We start from the raw sequence: 18,638 nt of genomic DNA on the forward strand, positions 1-18,638 counted from the left end.
CGTGATGACATGAGCGAGACGATGGCGCTGCGCGCGCCCGACGGCAGTGAGTTCGACGTGTACGTCGCCCGCCCCGAGGGCGTCCCGAGGGCGGGCCTCGTGCTCATCCACGAGATCTGGGGACTGGTCGATCACATCCGGGATGTCGCCGATCGTTTCGCCGCCCAGGGCTACCTCGTCGCAGCTCCCGACATCCTCAGCCACGCCGGTGTCGGGCCCGCGCTCGGCGCCGAGCTGTTCGCTCTCATGAACGACCCGGATGAGAACGTGCGCCTGGAGGCGCAGCCGCGCATGCGCGAGGCGATGAGCGAGATGCGCTCACCCGACTACGCGGGTTGGGCCGTCGGCGCCCTGCGCGCGGTGGTCGACTGGCTCGAGACCCAGCCCGGAGTGACCGGGCGCATCGGCGCCGTCGGCTTCTGCTTCGGCGGCACGTATGCGTATCTGCTCGCGGCGTCGGACGACCGCATCGGCGCCGCCGTCCCGTTCTATGGGACCGCGCCGAGCCCGAACCGCATCCCCGACATCTCCGCCGCCGTCCTCGCGCTGTACGGGCAGCACGATCCGGCGCTCATCGACGCCCTGCCCGACGTGCGGGAGCGGATGACGGCGGCCGGCGTCGACTTCGAGACGGTCGTCTATCCGGAGGCCGGGCACGCGTTCTTCAACGACACCGGATCCCGCTACCGTGCGGGCGAAGCCGCCGACGCATGGCAGCGCACGCTCGTCTTCCTGGCGGATCGGCTCGAGTCCGACACCGTGTGACACCGGATTTGCGGATGCCGCAGACCTGCCGGTATGGTCGCGGCATGGCCTCGGCAACCCAGGGACTCTCGACGCTCGTCACGAGCGTCGCTCCCGCGCGCCGACGTCTGGGCGGGCGCCGACTCTAGGCGACCCTGCGCGCGGCCCGTCGGGGTCATGGGTGGGCGTCGCCGTCGCCTCCTGAGCCCGTCGAAGGGCCCGTACCCAGACTCTAAGGTTGATTCATGCCCTACTCGGTTGCCGTCTCCGGCGCCTCCGGCTACGCGGGCGGCGAGATCCTCCGCATCCTGGCCGCTCACCCCGATGTCGAGATCAGCACCGTCACCGCGCATTCCAATGCGGGCCAGCAGCTCATCGACCACCAGCCGCACCTGCGCTCGCTCGCGCACCTCACGCTGCAGCAGACGACGCCGGAGATCCTCGCCGGTCACGACATCGTCTTCCTCGCGCTGCCGCACGGCCAGTCCGGCCAGTACACGGATGCGCTCGGCGACACCCCGCTCGTCATCGACGCGGGTGCCGACCACCGACTGACCTCGTCGGCGGCCTGGGACCGGTTCTACGGCGGCGACTTCCACGAGCCCTGGGCGTACGGCGTCCCCGAGCTGCCGGTCGGCGGGGGAACGCAGCGCGCGCAGCTGGTGTCGGCGTCGCGCATCGCCGCGCCCGGATGCAACGCCTCGACCGTGAGCCTCAGCCTCGCGCCGGGCGTCGCGGCGGGGGTCATCGACCCGGGCGACATCGTCAGCGTCCTGGCGGTCGGCCCCAGCGGCGCGGGCAGGAGTCTGAAGACGCATCTGCTCGGCAGCGAGATTCTCGGCACGGCGAACCCCTACGCGGTTGGCGGCGTGCACCGGCACATCCCCGAGATCCGGCAGGCGCTCGTCGCCGCCGGCGCTGCCGGCGCTGTGCGGATCTCGTTCACCCCGGTCATCGTGCCGATGGCGCGCGGCATCCTCGCCACGAGCTCCGCGCCGATCGCACCGGGCGTGACCGACGAGCAGATCCGGGATGCGTGGGAGCAGGCGTACGGCGGCGAGACCTTCGTGCACGTGCTCCCCGCGGGGAGCTACCCGCGTACGGCGGACGTCCTGGGCGCCAACACGGCGCTCATGGGCCTCCACATCGATCGGGAGGCGAACCGGGTGACGGTCGTCACGGCGGTCGACAACCTCGTCAAGGGCACCGCGGGTGCCGCTGTGCAGTCCATGAACATCGCGCTCGGCCTCCCGGAGGGCCGGGCCCTCACCGTCAACGGAGTGGCGCCGTGAGCGCCGCCCTCACCCAGAGCCCAAGGAGCGTCGCCTCGTGACCGTCACCGCCCCCGCAGGATTCGAGGCGGCCGGTGTCGTCGCCGGCCTCAAATCCACCGGCAAGCCGGACGTCGCCGTCGTCGTGAACCGCGGTCCGCTGAAGGTCGGTGCCGCCGTCTTCACGGGCAATCGCGCGCAGGCGAACCCGATCATCTGGTCGAAGCAGGCGATCGCGGACGGCGTCGTGGAGGCCATCGTGCTGAACTCCGGCGGGGCGAACTGCTTCACCGGCCCGTTCGGCTTCCAGACGTCGCATCAGACCGCCGAGAAGGCGGCCGAGCTCCTCGGCGCGAGCGCCGGTGACGTCCTCGTCTGCTCCACCGGCCTCATCGGCACGGGCGACGAGGTGTTCCGGGCGAAGGTCCTCGACGGCACGACCCGTGGCATCGCAGAGCTCTCCGCCGACGGGGGGGAGTCCGCGGCGCACGCGATCATGACGACGGACACCGTCGCCAAGACCGCGGTGCGGCAGGGCGACGGCTGGACGATCGGCGCGATGGCGAAGGGCGCCGGGATGCTGGCGCCCGGACTTGCGACGATGCTCGTCGTCATCACGACCGACGCGGTGCTGGATGCGGCGCAGGCCGACGCGCACTTGCGGGCCGCGACGCGGACGACGTTCGATCGACTGGACTCCGACGGCTGCATGTCGACCAACGACCAGGTGTCGCTGCTCGTGAGCGGGGCGAGCCGCGTGACGCCCGACGAGGCTGAGTTCGGCGCCGCGCTCGCCGATCTCTGCCAGGAGCTTGCGGCGAAGCTCCAGGGCGATGCCGAGGGGGCGAGCCACGACATCACCATCCGCGTCGAGCATGCGGCGTCCGAGTCCGACGCGGTCGAGGTGGGACGCTCGGTCGCCCGCAACAACCTCTTCAAAGCAGCGATCTTCGGCAACGATCCCAACTGGGGGCGCGTGCTCGCCGCCATCGGGACGACGACCGCGGAGTTCGATCCCTACGACGTGGACGTATGGATGAACGGCGTCCGTGTCTGCACGGCCGGCGGCCCCGACCGGCCACGCGAGGAGGTCGACCTGACGCCGCGCGCCACCGACCTCCTGATCGACCTCAAGTCGGGCGCTGCGGCGGCGACGATCCTCACCAACGACCTCACCCACGACTACGTCCACGAGAACAGCGCGTACGCCTCATGACCGAGCTGCAGCAGACGAATCCCGCCGAGGCATCCGCCAAGGCCGCGACCCTCATCGAGTCGCTGCCGTGGCTGCGCCGCTACCGCGACCAGATCGTCGTCATCAAGTACGGCGGCAACGCCATGATCTCCGACGAGCTGCAGGACGCGTTCGCCGAGGACATCGCCTACCTCCGCTACGTCGGCGTCAAGCCGGTCGTCGTGCACGGCGGGGGTCCGCAGATCTCCCACATGCTCGATCGACTCGCCATCCCGAGCGAGTTCAAGGGCGGGTACCGGGTCACGAGCACCGAGGCGATCACCGTGGTCCGCATGGTGCTGACCGGCCAGATCAACCCGCAGCTGGTCGCCAGGATCAACGCGCACGGCCCGCTCGCAGCGGGTCTCTCCGGCGAGGATGCGGGGCTGTTCACCGGCCGCCGGCGCGGCGTCGTCATCGACGGCGTCGAGCACGACCTCGGCCGTGTCGGCGACGTCGTCGAGGTCGATCCGCAGCCGGTGCTCGACCAGCTCTCGGCCGGACGCATCCCCGTCGTCTCGAGCATCGCGCCGGACCGCGACAATCCCGGTCACTCGCTGAACGTGAATGCGGATGCGGCGGCCGGTGCCCTCGCGGCGGCGCTGGGCGCGTCGAAGCTCGTCATCCTGACGGATGTGCCGGGGCTGTACGCCGACTGGCCGAACCGCGATTCGCTCGTGTCGCATCTGACGACAGCCGAGCTGCGCGAGCTGCTGCCGGGCCTCGAATCGGGGATGATCCCGAAGATGCAGGCCTGCCTCGACGCCGTGGAGGGCGGCGTCGAGACCGCGGCGATCATCGACGGGCGCGTCCCGCATTCGGTGCTCGTCGAGATGTTCACCGAGAAGGGAATCGGCACGGAGGTGGTGGCATGACGTGGCGTGAAGACGTCGAACGGGATCTCATCAGGAACAGCGGTCCGCGCATGGAGCTGTTCGTGCGCGGGGAGGGCGCGTACCTGTGGGACGGTGACGGCCGCCGTTACCTCGATTTCCTCGCAGGCATCGCGGTCGTGTCGCTGGGACACGCGCATCCGGTGTTCGTCGAGGCGATCTCGCGCCAGGCGGCGACCCTGTCGCACGTGTCGAACTACTTCGCGACTCCGCCCCAGCTCGAGCTCGCCGCCACCCTCAAGCGCCTCGCCGGCACCGGCGAGCACGGCAGGGTGTACTTCGGCAACTCGGGCGCCGAGGCCAACGAGGCGGCGTTCAAGCTCGCCCGTCTGCACGGGCTCGGTGCCGGCGGCGCGGTGGTGCGGCCCCGCATCCTCGCCCTCGCCGGTGCCTTCCATGGACGCACGATGGGCACTCTGGCGCTCACCGGCAAGCCGGCCATGCAGGAGCCGTTCGCACCGATGACGCCGGGGGTCGAGCACATCGACTCGACGATCGAGGCCCTCGAGGCGGCCATGGACGACAGGGTGGCCGCGTTCTTCGTCGAGCCGATCAAGGGCGAGGCCGGAGTCATCGACCTGCCCGACGGCTACCTGAAGGCGGCACGCGAGCTCACGTCGCGGCACGGAGCCCTCCTCATCGTCGACGAGATCCAGACCGGCGCCGGTCGCACCGGCGACTGGTTCGGGTTCCAGCACGCGGGCATCGTCCCGGACGCCATCACGGTGGCCAAGGGCATCGGCGGCGGCTTCCCGATCGGCGCACTCGTCACCTTCGGCGACGCCAGCGACCTCTTCTACCCGGGCACCCACGGCTCGACGTTCGGCGGCAATGCGCTCGGTGCGGCCGTGGCGGTCGCCGTGCTGGGCGAGATCGAGCGCGCCGGGCTGCTCGAGAACGCGACCGAGCGCGGGCAGCAGATCCGCGATGCGGTGGCCGCGATCGGCTCGCCGCTCGTCACGGGATGCAGCGGCCGCGGCCTCCTCATCGGCGTGCGCCTTGCGGCTCCCGTCGCGGGCAAGGTCGTCGCCGCCGCCCAGGAGCGCGGGCTCATCGTCAACGCCGCCAACGACGAGACGGTCCGCATCGCACCGCCGCTCATCATCGGCGACGTCGAGATCGACGAGTTCACGCGCCTGTTCGCCGATGCCCTCGCATCCGTCTCTTCTCTGGAGGTCCCCGCATGACCCGCCATCTGCTCCGCGACGACGACCTGACGGCGGCCGAGCAGGCCGAGATCCTCGATCTCGCCGTCGAGCTGAAGAAGGATCGCTGGGCCAACAAGGAGCTCGCCGGCCCCCAGACGGTCGCGGTCATCTTCGACAAGTCGTCGACCCGCACGCGCGTCTCCTTCGCGGTCGGCATCGCCGACCTCGGCGGGTCCCCCCTCGTGATCTCCACCGCCAACAGCCAGCTCGGCGGCAAGGAGACGCCCGCCGACACGGCGCGCGTGCTCGAACGCCAGGTGGCCGCCATCGTGTGGCGCACGTATGCGCAGGCCGGGATCGAAGAGATGGCGCGCGGGACCCGCGTGCCGGTGATCAACGCCCTGAGCGACGATTTCCACCCGTGCCAGCTGCTCGCCGACCTCCTGACGATTCGCGAGCACAAGGGGGAGTTGAAGGGCCTGACCCTGGCGTTCTTCGGGGACGGCCGCTCGAACATGGCGCACTCGTACGTGCTGGCCTGCGTGACCGCGGGGATGCACGTCCGCGTGGCCTCGCCGGTCGACTACGCGCCGCGGGAGGACGTCATCGCGGATGCGGATCGGCGCGCGGCGGAGACCGGAGGCTCGGTGACCCTCTACACCGATCCCAACGAGGCCGCGGCCGGTGCCGACGTCGTCGTCACGGACACGTGGGTGTCGATGGGCAAGGAGGAGGAGAAGCTCGCGCGCCTGCGCGACCTCGGGGGGTACAAGGTCACGAGCGAGCTCATGGTCCTCGCCCACGACGACGCGATCTTCATCCACTGCCTGCCCGCCGACCGCGGCTACGAGGTCGACGCGGAGGTCATCGACGGGCCGCAGTCCGTCGTGTGGGACGAGGCCGAGAACCGCCTGCACGCGCAGAAGGCGCTGCTCGTCTGGCTGCTGCGCGCGAGCGCCGCGGAGGCCTCGTCGGGGGCGGGGGCCGCCGCGTGAGCGCGGGCCACGGCACCCACGGCGGGCAGCACGGCACGAACGAAGGGTCGCTCTGGGGCGGACGGTTCGCGTCGGGGCCGTCGCCCGAGCTGCAGGAGCTCAGTCGCTCCACGCACTTCGACTGGACGCTCGCGCTGTACGACATCGCCGGCTCCCACGCGCATGCCAAGGCGCTCGAGGCGGCCGGCTATCTGAGCGCTGACGAGGCTGAGGCGATGCACGCGGGTCTCGATCGGCTGGCGGAGGCCGTCGTCGACGGCACCCTCGTCGCGCAGCCGTCCGACGAGGACGTGCACGGCGCCCTCGAGCAGGCCCTCATCGCCGAGGTCGGCACCGAGCTCGGCGGCAAGCTGCGCGCCGGCCGCAGCCGCAACGACCAGATCGCGACCCTGACCCGCATGTACCTGCTGGATCACTCACGGACGATCGCGCGCGACATCCTGCGTCTGATCGATGCGATCGTCGCGCAGGCCGAGGCGCATCCCCAGGCGATCATGCCGGGCCGCACCCACCTGCAGCACGCGCAGCCCATCCTGCTGTCCCATCACCTGCAGGCGCACGCGTGGCCGCTCGTGCGCGACCTCGAGCGACTGCGCGACTGGTCGGCCCGAGCATCCGTCTCCCCTTACGGCGGAGGAGCGCTCGCCGGATCCAGCCTCGGCCTCGACCCGGCGCTCGTCGCCCGGGAGCTTGGACTCTCGCGACCCGCGGAGAACTCGATCGACGGCACGGCGGCGCGCGACGTCGTCGCCGAGTTCGCGTTCATCTCCGCGATGATCGGGGTGGATGTCTCCCGCTTCGCCGGGGACGTCATCCTGTGGAACACGCGCGAGTTCGGCTTCGTCACCCTCGACGACGGGTACTCGACCGGGTCGAGCATCATGCCGCAGAAGAAGAACCCCGACATCGCCGAGCTCGCGCGCGGCAAGGCGGGGCGTCTCATCGGCGATCTGTCCGGGCTGCTCGCCACGCTCAAGGGCCTGCCGCTCGCGTACAACCGCGACCTGCAGGAGGACAAGGAGCCCGTCTTCGACGCCGTCGCGACGCTCGAGGTGCTGCTTCCCGCGTTCGCCGGGATGGTCGCGACACTGCGCTTCGACACCGAACGGATGGCGTCCCTCGCGCCGGAGGGCTTCTCTCTCGCGACCGATGTCGCCGATTGGCTCGTTCGCCGAGGCGTGCCGTTCCGCGACGCGCACGAGATCTCGGGCGCACTGGTGCGCGCGTGCGAGGAGCGGGGGATCGGGCTCGAGGATGCCTCGGACTCCCTCTTGGCGGAGGTCTCCCCGCTGCTCCACCCCTCGGTGCGCGAGGTGCTCACCATCGAGGGGTCGGTCGCCTCCCGGTCCGGCGTCGGAGGAACCGCACCCGCCCGTGTCGAGGAGCAGCGCGCCGAGCTGATCGCGCGCTCGCAGGGTGCGGCGCACGCGCTCGGCCTCTGATCTCCGGTCTTATCGATTCGGAACAATAAGCATTTCACTGATTCTCGTGTGAAATCAGTGTTATGCTTATCGCATGACTGTCGCTGTGACCGTCGACATCGTCGGCTCGCGCCGCATCCTCGATCGGGATGCGGCGCAACGAGCTCTCGACGACGTCATCGCGCGCGTCGCCGACGACCTCCCCGTGGCGGAGGTGGCGCTGCATCCCACCGTCGGCGATGAGCTGCAGGGCGTCTATCCGACGCTCGACGCGGCCCTCGCGACCACGCTGCTTCTGCAGCTCGCCCTGCCCGACATCGTCGAATGCCGGTTCGGACTCGGGGTCGGCGCCATCGGCCTCGTCCCCTCGGCATCCGGCGACATCCCGGACGGCCCCGGCTGGTGGGCGGCGCGTGCCGCCATCGACCGGGTCCATGCGCTGGAGCAGCGGGCGGTCCCGCGCGCGCGCACCTGGGTGGCGGCCGACGAGAGCGAACCCGATGCCATGCGCAGCGCGGCCCGCTCCGCCAATGCGTATCTGCTGGTGCGCGACGAGCTCGTCGGCGCCATGTCGGAGCGCGCCCGCCGGCTCACCTACGGCCGCTGCTTCGGCGCGACGCAGCGGAGCCTCGCGGAGCAGGAGGGCATCACGCAGTCGGCCGTGTCGCAGCTGCTCGCCGCGGCGGGCGCCGCATCCATCGTCGAGGGCTTCCGGCTGCTCGAGCCGTAGATCTCACCAGATCGAGAGGCGGACAAGCCCGCCGACGGCGGCGGCCCACAGCAGGCTCGCGAGGGTGCCGATGATGAACCGCTCGCGCGCCTCGGAGGCTGCGAACTCCGGGAACCGGCCGATGCCCTTGACCGCCACGACCACGGCGATGGCCTCCGGGAAGCCGGCGATGATCGACACGACCACCGCGACGCGCTCGAGGTAGCCGATGACCGTTCCTCCGCGCATGAGGGTCCGCACGGACTCCTCGTCGCCGACCGTGGTCCCGGATGCGTCGACCGACACGACGATGCCGCCGTCCTCCGTCTCGCGCACCCGGCCGCCCGTGGCGACCTCCAGCACACGCCGTGTCACCGGGTTGCCGCCGAGCACGGCGACCGCGATCCCGAGGAGTCCCAGAATCATGCCGAAGAGCACCGGGATCTTCACCGGCGAGATCGCGACGACCACGAGGCCGAACACGACCATGATCCCCGCGATGACGAGGGGGAGGGTCGTCGGCCGCCGCAGACTCACGACGATCAGCACCAGCGCCGCGCACAGGACGAGGAACAGGAAGATCGAAAGGATCGCCGCGATGAGCTGGGGTGGGAAGGCCGGCATGCGGCTCAGTCTTCCACCGGTCCCCGACCCTTCCCCGCCGCGGCCGGCGTGTGTCCGGAAGTCGCCGCCCGGGCGGGGCGCGGCATCCGTCGCTGATAATCTGGGCCGATGTCCGAAACCGTCGTGAGCGCGACCGCTCCCGCCAACGACCCGACGTTCGAGAACGTCTGGGACGAACTGGTGTGGCGTGGGCTCGTGCAGGTGTACACCGACCAGGAGGCGCTGCGCGCCCTGCTCGCCGGGGACCCGATCACGTATTACTGCGGCTTCGACCCGACCGCTCCGAGCCTGCACCTGGGCAACCTCGTGCAGCTCCTGATGCTGCGCCGCATCCAGCTCGCCGGGCACAGGCCGCTCGGCCTCGTGGGCGGATCGACCGGCCTCATCGGCGACCCGCGTCCGAGCGCGGAGCGCACGCTCAACACCAAGGAGACGGTCGCCGAGTGGATCGGCAAGCTGCGGGTGCAGGTCGAGCGGTTCCTGAGCTTCGACGGCGACAACGCCGCGCGGATCGTCAACAACCTCGACTGGACGGCCCCGCTGTCGGCCATCGACTTCCTGCGCGACATCGGCAAGCACTACCGGGTCGGGACGATGCTGAAGAAGGATGCGGTCGCCGCCCGCCTGAACTCTGACGCGGGTATCAGCTACACCGAGTTCAGCTACCAGATCCTGCAGGGCTTCGACTACCTCGAGCTGTACCGGCAGTACGACTGCGTGCTGCAGACGGGTGGGTCCGACCAGTGGGGGAACCTGACGAGCGGTACAGACCTCATCCACCGTGTCGAGGGCACGCACGTGCATGCGATCGGCACGCCGCTGATCACCAACAGCGACGGGACCAAGTTCGGCAAGAGCGAGGGCAACGCGATCTGGCTGGATGCCGGGATGTGCAGCCCGTACGTCTTCTACCAGTTCTGGCTCAACACGGATGACGCCGACGTCGTCGATCGCCTGAAGATCTTCACGTTCCTCACGCGCGAGGAGATCGAGGAGTACGAGCGTCTCGTCGAGGTGGAGCCGTTCCGGCGCGCCGCGCAGAAGCGCCTGGCTCTGGAAGTCACGACGCTCGTGCACGGGATGGATGCCACGGCGGCCGTCATCGCCGCATCCGAGGCGCTGTTCGGCCAGGGCGACCTGACCGCGCTCGATCCGGATGTGCTGCGCTCCGCCCTGCGCGAGCTGCCGCACGCGGAGGTGTCCCTCGAAACGTCGGTCGTGCAGGCCCTCGTCGAGACGGGTCTCGTCTCGAGTCTCAGCGAAGGCCGCCGCGCGGTCGCCCAGGGCGGCGTGACGCTGGACGGCGAGCGCGTGACCGACGAAGGCGCCTTCGTCACGGGCGCGCTCCCGGGCGGTGTCTCGGTGCTGCGTCGCGGCAAGAGGACCCTCGCAGGAGTGTTCGTCGGCCGCTGAGCCGACTGCACCCTCGGCACGACGAAGTGGGCGGGAACCCCTCGTCCCCGCACGCTTCGTCGTGCCCCTCAGACGGCCTCAGGCCCCTCAGACGAGCTGGAGGGCGTCGGCGACGATCCGGCCGTCGTGGATGACCGTGCGATCGCTGCTCCGGTCCATCACGGCGCTCGTCGGCGTCTCACCCTCGACGAGCACGAGGTCCGCGCGGTCGCCCACACCCACGCCGGGCCGGTCGCCGACGCCGGCGACGTGCGGCACCGAGCGATCCATGATCGAGGCGCCGCCCATCGTCGCGACCGCCAGGGCGAGTTCGATGAGGTCGTCGCGGCGGTAGCCGTCGGTGAACGCGAGCTGCCACGTGCGATCGAGCAGGTCGCAGTTGCCGTACGGGCTCCAGTAGTCGCGCTGGCCGTCCTCGCCGAGCCCCACGCGCACGCCGGCCTCGGTGAGCGCGGCGAGGGGCAGCTGGCGGGGCGCGGGCGGCGCGACGGTCGTGAGCGAGATGTCGAGCTCGGCGAGCTGATCGATCAGACGGCGGCTCGCCGCATCCGACACTCCGCCCAGCTCGTACGCGTGCGACAGGTTCACCCGCCCCTGCATGCCGAGCGCGCGGACCCGCTCCATGATCAGCTCGGTGCTGAACACGGCCAGGTGGCTCGGTTCGTGCAGGTGGATGTCGACATCGACGTGGTATCTCTCGGCGAGGCCGAACACGACGTCGAGGTGCCGCACCGGGTCGCGGTCGAGCTGGCACGGATCGATGCCGCCCATCGCGTCCGCGCCCTCGCGCAGTGCGTCCTCGAGTACAGCCGGCGTGCCCTCCTCGAGCAGGATCCCGGCTTGCGGGAACACCATGATCTGCACATCGGCGTGATCGCGGAACCTGTCCTTCGCCGCGACGACCGATTCGAACTTCTCCAGCCGGCAGTCGACGTCCACCTGCGCGAACGAGCGCACCCGGGTCGTGCCGCGGGCGATCATCCGCTCGAGCGTCCCGGCGACGATCTCTGCATGCGGCACGTCGGTGTCGCGCCAGTTCTCGCGGTCGTTCATCATCATCGCCCAGACGCCCGGCGCACCTGTGTGCGGTCGGAACGGCAGGCCGATGCGCGTGGAGTCGAGGTGCACGTGCACATCGCTGAACGACGGCAGCGCGAGGCGGCCGCGCCCGTCGACTCCACCCGTGGCGGTCGGATCGTGCGGACGGATGGATGCGATGAGCCCGCCCTCGAGCACGAGATCCGAGCGCGCGCCGCCCCACGGCCGCACATCGCGAATGAGCAGGGAGTTCTTCATGGCTGCCATCACATGTCGATGATGCCCTGCTCGAGCTCGGGACGGATCTCCGCGCCGATCGTGCGCGCCATGAGCTCGTCGAGTCGGTCCAGCGGTCCGATGCGCACCCAGCCGCCCGCGCGGGCGACGCCTGCGAGCTGGCGCTCGCCGTCCAGCGCGCTTGACAGCTCCTGCTGCACGACGAAGCCGATCACGCCCCGCGTCTCGGCGCCGAGGATGTCGAGGGGGTGAGCGGCGACGTCGCGATAGGCGACGTTCTGCAGTGCGCGGAGACCGACCTGCGGCCCGTTGCCCTGGGCGTCGCCGCCGAGGGTTATGAAGATGCGCCTGTGGTGATCTCCGTCTCCGGTTCGCGTCGGGTGTCGGTTAGCGTCTGGGCATGCCGTTCACACCCAGCCATGCCGTGGTGGCCCTTCCGTTCGCGCGCTCGGTGCCCCATCTCGCGACCGCCGTGGCGGTCGGCGCGATGACCCCGGACCTTCCGCTGTTCGTCCGCGGGCTTCCCGTGACGTACGCGATGACGCACGCGTGGTCGTGGATCCCGCTGACGACGCTGATGGCGGCCGCCCTGCTCGCACTGTGGTGGATCGTGCTTCGCCCGGCGGTGCGCGAGCTGTCGCCCAGACCGCTCGCCGAACGGCTGCCGGGGGAGTGGGACAGGAGTTTCCGGTTCACGCGGCCGCTGGTGGCGCTTCCGTTCACCGTGTTCGGTCTCGCCATCGGCGTGGCGACCCACATCGTGTGGGACGGGTTCACTCATGAGGGTCGCTCGGGAGTCGTGGCTCTGGGGCTCGATGTGGAGTGGGGTCTGCTGCCCGCCTACAAGTGGCTGCAGTACGGATCCTCGGTCGTCGGACTCGCCGTCCTCGCGATCGCCGCCGGAGTGTGGCTCCGCCGGCGCGTGCCGTCTCATCTGGCACGGACCATGCCCGATGTCGTCCGGGTCGCATGGTGGCTGTCGCTGCCCGTGCTGCTCGCGGTCGCATGGGGCGCCGGACTCGCCGCGCTCGGACCCCTGACCGCGACATTCACCGCGCACCACCTGGCGTATCGGGTGCTGCCGCCGGCCGTGGCGGTGTGGGCGCTGTTGTCGATCGGGCTGTGCATCGCGGTCCAGATGCGCCGTCGCGCTCTGGCGGTCGCTCCTCTCCCGTGAGGGCCGCGGAGCGTGACACGCCCGGGATGCGGCCGCGATTTGTGGGGTGCGCGACGGTCACGTAATGTTCTTGTTGTTCGCCCCAAAGGGTAGAGCGAAGGGCCGGAAGGCCTGGCTCCCCTCAAGCAGTGAACACAAACCCGAACGCATCCCCACAGACGCAGGTCTGTGGAGGGCGAACGGGTCTGTCGGTTCGTCCATATGTCGGATTGATCGCCACGGCTTCGGCCGCGGTGCTCGATTTGACTTCCGGTGCGGATCGGCTAAGATAGAGAAGTTGCCCTGCGGGTCTGGCTGAGAGGTCGGGTTTGTGGGTGCGTCCGATCCTTGAGAACTCAACAGCGTGCACTTGTCATATGCCAAATTATCCTCGTCCAATCCTTTTTGGGTTGGTTGAGAATTCCTTTGGATCAATTTTGAATGTCAGTTTGATATTCGTTTTGGTCAGGTCAAACTCGCTTCTGCTGGCCTTATTCCGGTTGGTGGTTGCACATGTTTTTTACGGAGAGTTTGATCCTGGCTCAGGATGAACGCTGGCGGCGTGCTTAACACATGCAAGTCGAACGATGAAGGGGAGCTTGCTTCCTGGATTAGTGGCGAACGGGTGAGTAACACGTGAGCAACCTGCCCCGGACTCTGGGATAAGCGCTGGAAACGGTGTCTAATACTGGATATGAGCCATGACCGCATGGTCTGTGGTTGGAAAGATTTTTTGGTTCGGGATGGGCTCGCGGCCTATCAGCTTGTTGGTGAGGTAATGGCTCACCAAGGCGTCGACGGGTAGCCGGCCTGAGAGGGTGACCGGCCACACTGGGACTGAGACACGGCCCAGACTCCTACGGGAGGCAGCAGTGGGGAATATTGCACAATGGGCGGAAGCCTGATGCAGCAACGCCGCGTGGGGGATGACGGCCTTCGGGTTGTAAACCTCTTTTAGCAGGGAAGAAGCGTGAGTGACGGTACCTGCAGAAAAAGCGCCGGCTAACTACGTGCCAGCAGCCGCGGTAATACGTAGGGCGCAAGCGTTATCCGGAATTATTGGGCGTAAAGAGCTCGTAGGCGGTTTGTCGCGTCTGCTGTGAAATCCCGAGGCTCAACCTCGGGTCTGCAGTGGGTACGGGCAGACTAGAGTGCGGTAGGGGAGATTGGAATTCCTGGTGTAGCGGTGGAATGCGCAGATATCAGGAGGAACACCGATGGCGAAGGCAGATCTCTGGGCCGTAACTGACGCTGAGGAGCGAAAGGGTGGGGAGCAAACAGGCTTAGATACCCTGGTAGTCCACCCCGTAAACGTTGGGAACTAGTTGTGGGGTCCTTTCCACGGATTCCGTGACGCAGCTAACGCATTAAGTTCCCCGCCTGGGGAGTACGGCCGCAAGGCTAAAACTCAAAGGAATTGACGGGGACCCGCACAAGCGGCGGAGCATGCGGATTAATTCGATGCAACGCGAAGAACCTTACCAAGGCTTGACATACACCGGAAACGGCCAGAGATGGTCGCCCCGCAAGGTCGGTGTACAGGTGGTGCATGGTTGTCGTCAGCTCGTGTCGTGAGATGTTGGGTTAAGTCCCGCAACGAGCGCAACCCTCGTTCTATGTTGCCAGCACGTAATGGTGGGAACTCATGGGATACTGCCGGGGTCAACTCGGAGGAAGGTGGGGATGACGTCAAATCATCATGCCCCTTATGTCTTGGGCTTCACGCATGCTACAATGGCCGGTACAAAGGGCTGCGATACCGCGAGGTGGAGCGAATCCCAAAAAGCCGGTCCCAGTTCGGATTGAGGTCTGCAACTCGACCTCATGAAGTCGGAGTCGCTAGTAATCGCAGATCAGCAACGCTGCGGTGAATACGTTCCCGGGTCTTGTACACACCGCCCGTCAAGTCATGAAAGTCGGTAACACCTGAAGCCGGTGGCCCAACCCTTGTGGAGGGAGCCGTCGAAGGTGGGATCGGTAATTAGGACTAAGTCGTAACAAGGTAGCCGTACCGGAAGGTGCGGCTGGATCACCTCCTTTCTAAGGAGCATCTGGCAGCTTCGGCTGTCCAGGCCCCCGATCAGAGCGGATGTCTCTGCGGGGAGCTCATGGGTGGAACATATGACAGGGCGCTCATCGTGTCCTTCGGGTCTTAGTACACTGCTTCGGCGGTGGGAACGGGTTCGGGGGGTGGGGTGGGCGCGTGCACGTTGTTGGGTCCTGAGGGACCGGACGGCTTCTGCTCTTCGGGGTGGGGGTTGCGGTGCCTTGTACAGGCCCTGCTGGCTGGCTGCTGTTGCGGTCTGGTGGTGGGGTGCTGTTCGTACTTTGAGAACTACACAGTGGACGCGAGCATCTTAAAGATGCGGATCCCTTCGGGGGTTCGTCATCATTTTTTTTGATCGAATAGATCAGCTCATGTGATTTCAAGTCTTTAAGAGCAAACGGTGGATGCCTTGGCATCTGGAGCCGAAGAAGGACGTAGCAATCTGCGATAAGCCTCGGGGAGTTGATAAGCGAGCTTTGATCCGAGGATGTCCGAATGGGGAAACCCCGCCAGGCGTTTATGCGACCTGGTGACTCCCGCCTGAATATATAGGGCGGGTAGAGGGAACGCGGGGAAGTGAAACATCTCAGTACCCGCAGGAAGAGAAAACAACCGTGATTCCGTGAGTAGTGGCGAGCGAAACCGGAAGAGGCTAAACCTATTGTGTGTGATATCCGGCAGGAGTTGCATGGTGGGGGTTGTGGGACTTTCTTGATCATTCTGCCGAGTGGTCGACGTGACGCGAGCGTATAGGCGAACGGTCTTGAAAGGCCGGCCATAGCGGGTGCCAGCCCCGTAGCCGAAATGCGTGACCGGCGTGGAGAGTATCCCAAGTAGCACGGGGCCCGAGAAATCCCGTGTGAATCTGTCAGGACCACCTGATAAGCCTAAATACTCCCAGATGACCGATAGCGGACAAGTACCGTGAGGGAAAGGTGAAAAGTACCCCGGGAGGGGAGTGAAATAGTACCTGAAACCGTTTGCTTACAAACCGTTGGAGCACCCCTGGTAGGTGTGACAGCGTGCCTTTTGAAGAATGAGCCTGCGAGTTAGCGATACGTGGCGAGGTTAACCCGTGTGGGGGAGCCGTAGCGAAAGCGAGTCTGAATAGGGCGATTCAGTCGCGTGTCCTAGACCCGAAGCGAAGTGATCTATCCATGGCCAGGCTGAAGCGACGGTAAGACGTCGTGGAGGGCCGAACCCACTTAGGTTGAAAACTGAGGGGATGAGCTGTGGATAGGGGTGAAAGGCCAATCAAACTTCGTGATAGCTGGTTCTCTCCGAAATGCATTTAGGTGCAGCGTTGCGTGTTTCTTGCCGGAGGTAGAGCTACTGGATGGCCGATGGGCCCTACAAGGTTACTGACGTCAGCCAAACTCCGAATGCCGGTAAGTGAGAGCGCAGCAGTGAGACTGTGGGGGATAAGCTTCATAGTCGAGAGGGAAACAACCCAGACCACCAACTAAGGTCCCTAAGCGCGTGCTAAGTGGGAAAGGATGTGGAGTTGCTCTGACAACCAGGAGGTTGGCTTAGAAGCAGCCACCCTTGAAAGAGTGCGTAATAGCTCACTGGTCAAGTGATTCCGCGCCGACAATGTAACGGGGCTCAAGCACGCCACCGAAGTTGTGGCATTGACATTAGTGGTAGGCCTTCGTGGTCCAGCCGTGTTGATGGGTAGGAGAGCGTCGTGTGCCGGGTGAAGCGGCGGGGTGACCCAGCCGTGGACGGCACACGAGTGAGAATGCAGGCATGAGTAGCGAAAGACGTGTGAGAAACACGTCCTCCGAAAGACCAAGGGTTCCAGGGTCAAGCTAATCTGCCCTGGGTAAGTCGGGACCTAAGGCGAGGCCGACAGGCGTAGTCGATGGACAACGGGTTGATATTCCCGTACCGGCGAAGAACCGCCCAAACCAATCCAGTAATGCTAAGTGTCTGAATCCCAGTGACGGATCCCTTCGGGGTGAAGCGTTGGGCCTAGCACACGACCCTATGCTGAGGCGGTTAGCGTATTAACAGGTGTGACGCAGGAAGGTAGCCCAAGCCAGGCGATGGTAGTCCTGGTGCAAGTGCGTAGGCCGACTCCTAGGCAAATCCGGGAGTCATACAGGCTGAGACACGATGCGGATAAAAAGTGGGTGATCCTATGCTGCCAAGAAAAGCATCGACGCGAGGTTCCAGCCGCCCGTACCCCAAACCGACTCAGGTGGTCAGGTAGAGAATACCAAGGAGATCGAGAGAATCGTGGTTAAGGAACTCGGCAAAATGCCCCCGTAACCTCGGGAGAAGGGGGGCCCTCCGCGTACTAGGACTTGCTCCGAAAGCGTGTGGGGGCCGCAGAGACTAGTGGGTAGCGACTGTTTACTAAAAACACAGGTCCGTGCCAAGTCGCAAGACGATGTATACGGACTGACGCCTGCCCGGTGCTGGAAGGTTAAGAGGAGCGGTCAGCCGCAAGGCGAAGCTGCGAATTTAAGCCCCAGTAAACGGCGGTGGTAACTATNCTCGGGAGAAGGGGGGCCCTCCGCGTACTAGGACTTGCTCCGAAAGCGTGTGGGGGCCGCAGAGACTAGTGGGTAGCGACTGTTTACTAAAAACACAGGTCCGTGCCAAGTCGCAAGACGATGTATACGGACTGACGCCTGCCCGGTGCTGGAAGGTTAAGAGGAGCGGTCAGCCGCAAGGCGAAGCTGCGAATTTAAGCCCCAGTAAACGGCGGTGGTAACTATAACCATCCTAAGGTAGCGAAATTCCTTGTCGGGTAAGTTCCGACCTGCACGAATGGCGTAACGACTTCCCAACTGTCTCAACCGCGAACTCGGCGAAATTGCATTACGAGTAAAGATGCTCGTTACGCGCAGCAGGACGGAAAGACCCCGTGACCTTTACTACAGCTTGGTATTGGTGTTCGGTGTGGCTTGTGTAGGATAGGTGGGAGACTTTGAAGCGTGGACGCCAGTTCACGTGGAGTCATTGTTGAAATACCACTCTGGTCACTCTGGATATCTAACTTCGAACCGTAATCCGGTTCAGGGACAGTGCCTGGTGGGTAGTTTAACTGGGGCGGTTGCCTCCCAAAAAGTAACGGAGGCGCCCAAAGGTTCCCTCAACCTGGTTGGCAATCAGGTGGCGAGTGTAAGTGCACAAGGGAGCTTGACTGTGAGACTGACAGGTCGAGCAGGGACGAAAGTCGGGACTAGTGATCCGGCAGTGGCTTGTGGAAGCGCTGTCGCTCAACGGATAAAAGGTACCTCGGGGATAACAGGCTGATCTTGCCCAAGAGTCCATATCGACGGCATGGTTTGGCACCTCGATGTCGGCTCGTCGCATCCTGGGGCTGGAGTAGGTCCCAAGGGTTGGGCTGTTCGCCCATTAAAGCGGTACGCGAGCTGGGTTTAGAACGTCGTGAGACAGTTCGGTCCCTATCCGCTGCGCGCGTAGGAAGTTTGAGAGGATCTGACCCTAGTACGAGAGGACCGGGTTGGACGAACCTCTGGTGTGCCAGTTGTTCCGCCAGGAGCACCGCTGGTTAGCTACGTTCGGGATGGATAACCGCTGAAAGCATCTAAGCGGGAAGCCGGCCTCAAGATGAGACTTCCATACCTTCGGGTGAGAGGCTCCCAGCCAGACTACTGGGTTGATAGGCCGGATGTGGAAGCGCAGCAATGCGTGCAGCTGACCGGTACTAATAAGCCGATGACTTGATAACAC

At 66.1% G+C, this 18,638-nt stretch carries 13 protein-coding genes and 2 rRNA genes; 12 read left to right on the forward strand and 3 right to left on the reverse strand.

Features of this window, described 5'->3' with window-relative positions:
• The first annotated feature begins 9 nt into the window (after positions 1-9).
• The 8 genes from AC0NZN_RS15965 to AC0NZN_RS16000 all read left to right on the forward strand — a co-directional run bounded on the left by AC0NZN_RS15965 (position 10) and on the right by AC0NZN_RS16000 (position 8,436).
• Entirely contained in the window at positions 10-765 is a 756-nt protein-coding gene (locus AC0NZN_RS15965; RefSeq protein WP_474593305.1) for a dienelactone hydrolase family protein, read from the forward strand.
• A 224-nt stretch (positions 766-989) separates the two neighbouring features.
• On the forward strand, positions 990-2,036 hold the full coding sequence (gene argC, locus AC0NZN_RS15970) for an N-acetyl-gamma-glutamyl-phosphate reductase (RefSeq protein WP_474593306.1): 1,047 nt from the start codon (positions 990-992) through the stop codon (positions 2,034-2,036).
• Between the two features lie 37 nt (positions 2,037-2,073).
• Positions 2,074-3,231, forward strand: a complete 1,158-nt coding sequence (gene argJ / locus AC0NZN_RS15975) for a bifunctional glutamate N-acetyltransferase/amino-acid acetyltransferase ArgJ (protein ID WP_474593307.1) — start codon at positions 2,074-2,076, stop codon at positions 3,229-3,231.
• A complete protein-coding gene (argB, locus tag AC0NZN_RS15980) occupies positions 3,228-4,124 on the forward strand; it encodes an acetylglutamate kinase (protein WP_474593308.1) in 897 nt (298 codons plus the stop codon). The genes argJ and argB overlap by 4 nt, the downstream gene beginning before the upstream one ends.
• Positions 4,121-5,329 (forward strand): acetylornithine transaminase, encoded by a 1,209-nt coding sequence (locus tag AC0NZN_RS15985; protein WP_474593309.1) that lies wholly within the window; start codon positions 4,121-4,123, stop codon positions 5,327-5,329. The genes argB and AC0NZN_RS15985 overlap by 4 nt, the downstream gene beginning before the upstream one ends.
• Positions 5,326-6,285, forward strand: a complete 960-nt coding sequence (gene argF / locus AC0NZN_RS15990) for an ornithine carbamoyltransferase (protein WP_474593310.1) — start codon at positions 5,326-5,328, stop codon at positions 6,283-6,285. Before AC0NZN_RS15985 ends, argF begins: the two co-directional genes overlap by 4 nt.
• On the forward strand, positions 6,282-7,727 hold the full coding sequence (argH, locus tag AC0NZN_RS15995) for an argininosuccinate lyase (protein ID WP_474593311.1): 1,446 nt from the start codon (positions 6,282-6,284) through the stop codon (positions 7,725-7,727). Before argF ends, argH begins: the two co-directional genes overlap by 4 nt.
• A gap of 73 nt (positions 7,728-7,800) precedes the next feature.
• Positions 7,801-8,436, forward strand: coding sequence for a SatD family protein (locus AC0NZN_RS16000; protein WP_474593312.1), 636 nt, complete (start codon positions 7,801-7,803; stop codon positions 8,434-8,436).
• A gap of 3 nt (positions 8,437-8,439) precedes the next feature.
• Here the strand turns inward: AC0NZN_RS16000 and AC0NZN_RS16005 are convergent, their stop codons facing one another.
• On the reverse strand, positions 8,440-9,039 hold the full coding sequence (locus AC0NZN_RS16005) for a hypothetical protein (protein ID WP_474593313.1): 600 nt from the start codon (positions 9,037-9,039) through the stop codon (positions 8,440-8,442).
• A 108-nt stretch (positions 9,040-9,147) separates the two neighbouring features.
• Here AC0NZN_RS16005 and tyrS point away from each other — a divergent pair, with 108 nt between their 5' ends.
• Complete coding sequence (gene tyrS, locus AC0NZN_RS16010; RefSeq protein WP_474593314.1) at positions 9,148-10,452, forward strand: tyrosine--tRNA ligase; 1,305 nt, start codon at positions 9,148-9,150, stop codon at positions 10,450-10,452.
• Between the two features lie 87 nt (positions 10,453-10,539).
• Here tyrS and AC0NZN_RS16015 read toward each other — a convergent pair whose 3' ends face one another.
• Positions 10,540-11,748, reverse strand: a complete 1,209-nt coding sequence (locus AC0NZN_RS16015) for an amidohydrolase family protein (RefSeq protein WP_474593315.1) — start codon at positions 11,746-11,748, stop codon at positions 10,540-10,542.
• 8 nt (positions 11,749-11,756) lie between these two features.
• Positions 11,757-11,942, reverse strand: coding sequence for a hypothetical protein (locus AC0NZN_RS16020; RefSeq protein ID WP_474593316.1), 186 nt, complete (start codon positions 11,940-11,942; stop codon positions 11,757-11,759).
• 185 nt (positions 11,943-12,127) lie between these two features.
• On the opposite strand from AC0NZN_RS16020, the gene AC0NZN_RS16025 reads away from it, so the two are divergent.
• The 3 genes from AC0NZN_RS16025 to AC0NZN_RS16035 all read left to right on the forward strand — a co-directional run bounded on the left by AC0NZN_RS16025 (position 12,128) and on the right by AC0NZN_RS16035 (position 18,636).
• Positions 12,128-12,904, forward strand: coding sequence for a DUF4184 family protein (locus tag AC0NZN_RS16025; RefSeq protein ID WP_474593317.1), 777 nt, complete (start codon positions 12,128-12,130; stop codon positions 12,902-12,904).
• 498 nt (positions 12,905-13,402) lie between these two features.
• Positions 13,403-14,923: ribosomal RNA gene (locus AC0NZN_RS16030) — 16S ribosomal RNA — on the forward strand.
• Positions 14,924-15,307: 384 nt separating this feature from the next.
• Positions 15,308-18,636: ribosomal RNA gene (locus AC0NZN_RS16035) — 23S ribosomal RNA — on the forward strand.
• Together the 16S and 23S rRNA genes form the textbook arrangement of a ribosomal RNA operon.
• Positions 18,637-18,638 lie beyond the last annotated feature (2 nt).

It is taken from the genome of Microbacterium sp. sgz311019 (genome assembly GCF_056135325.1).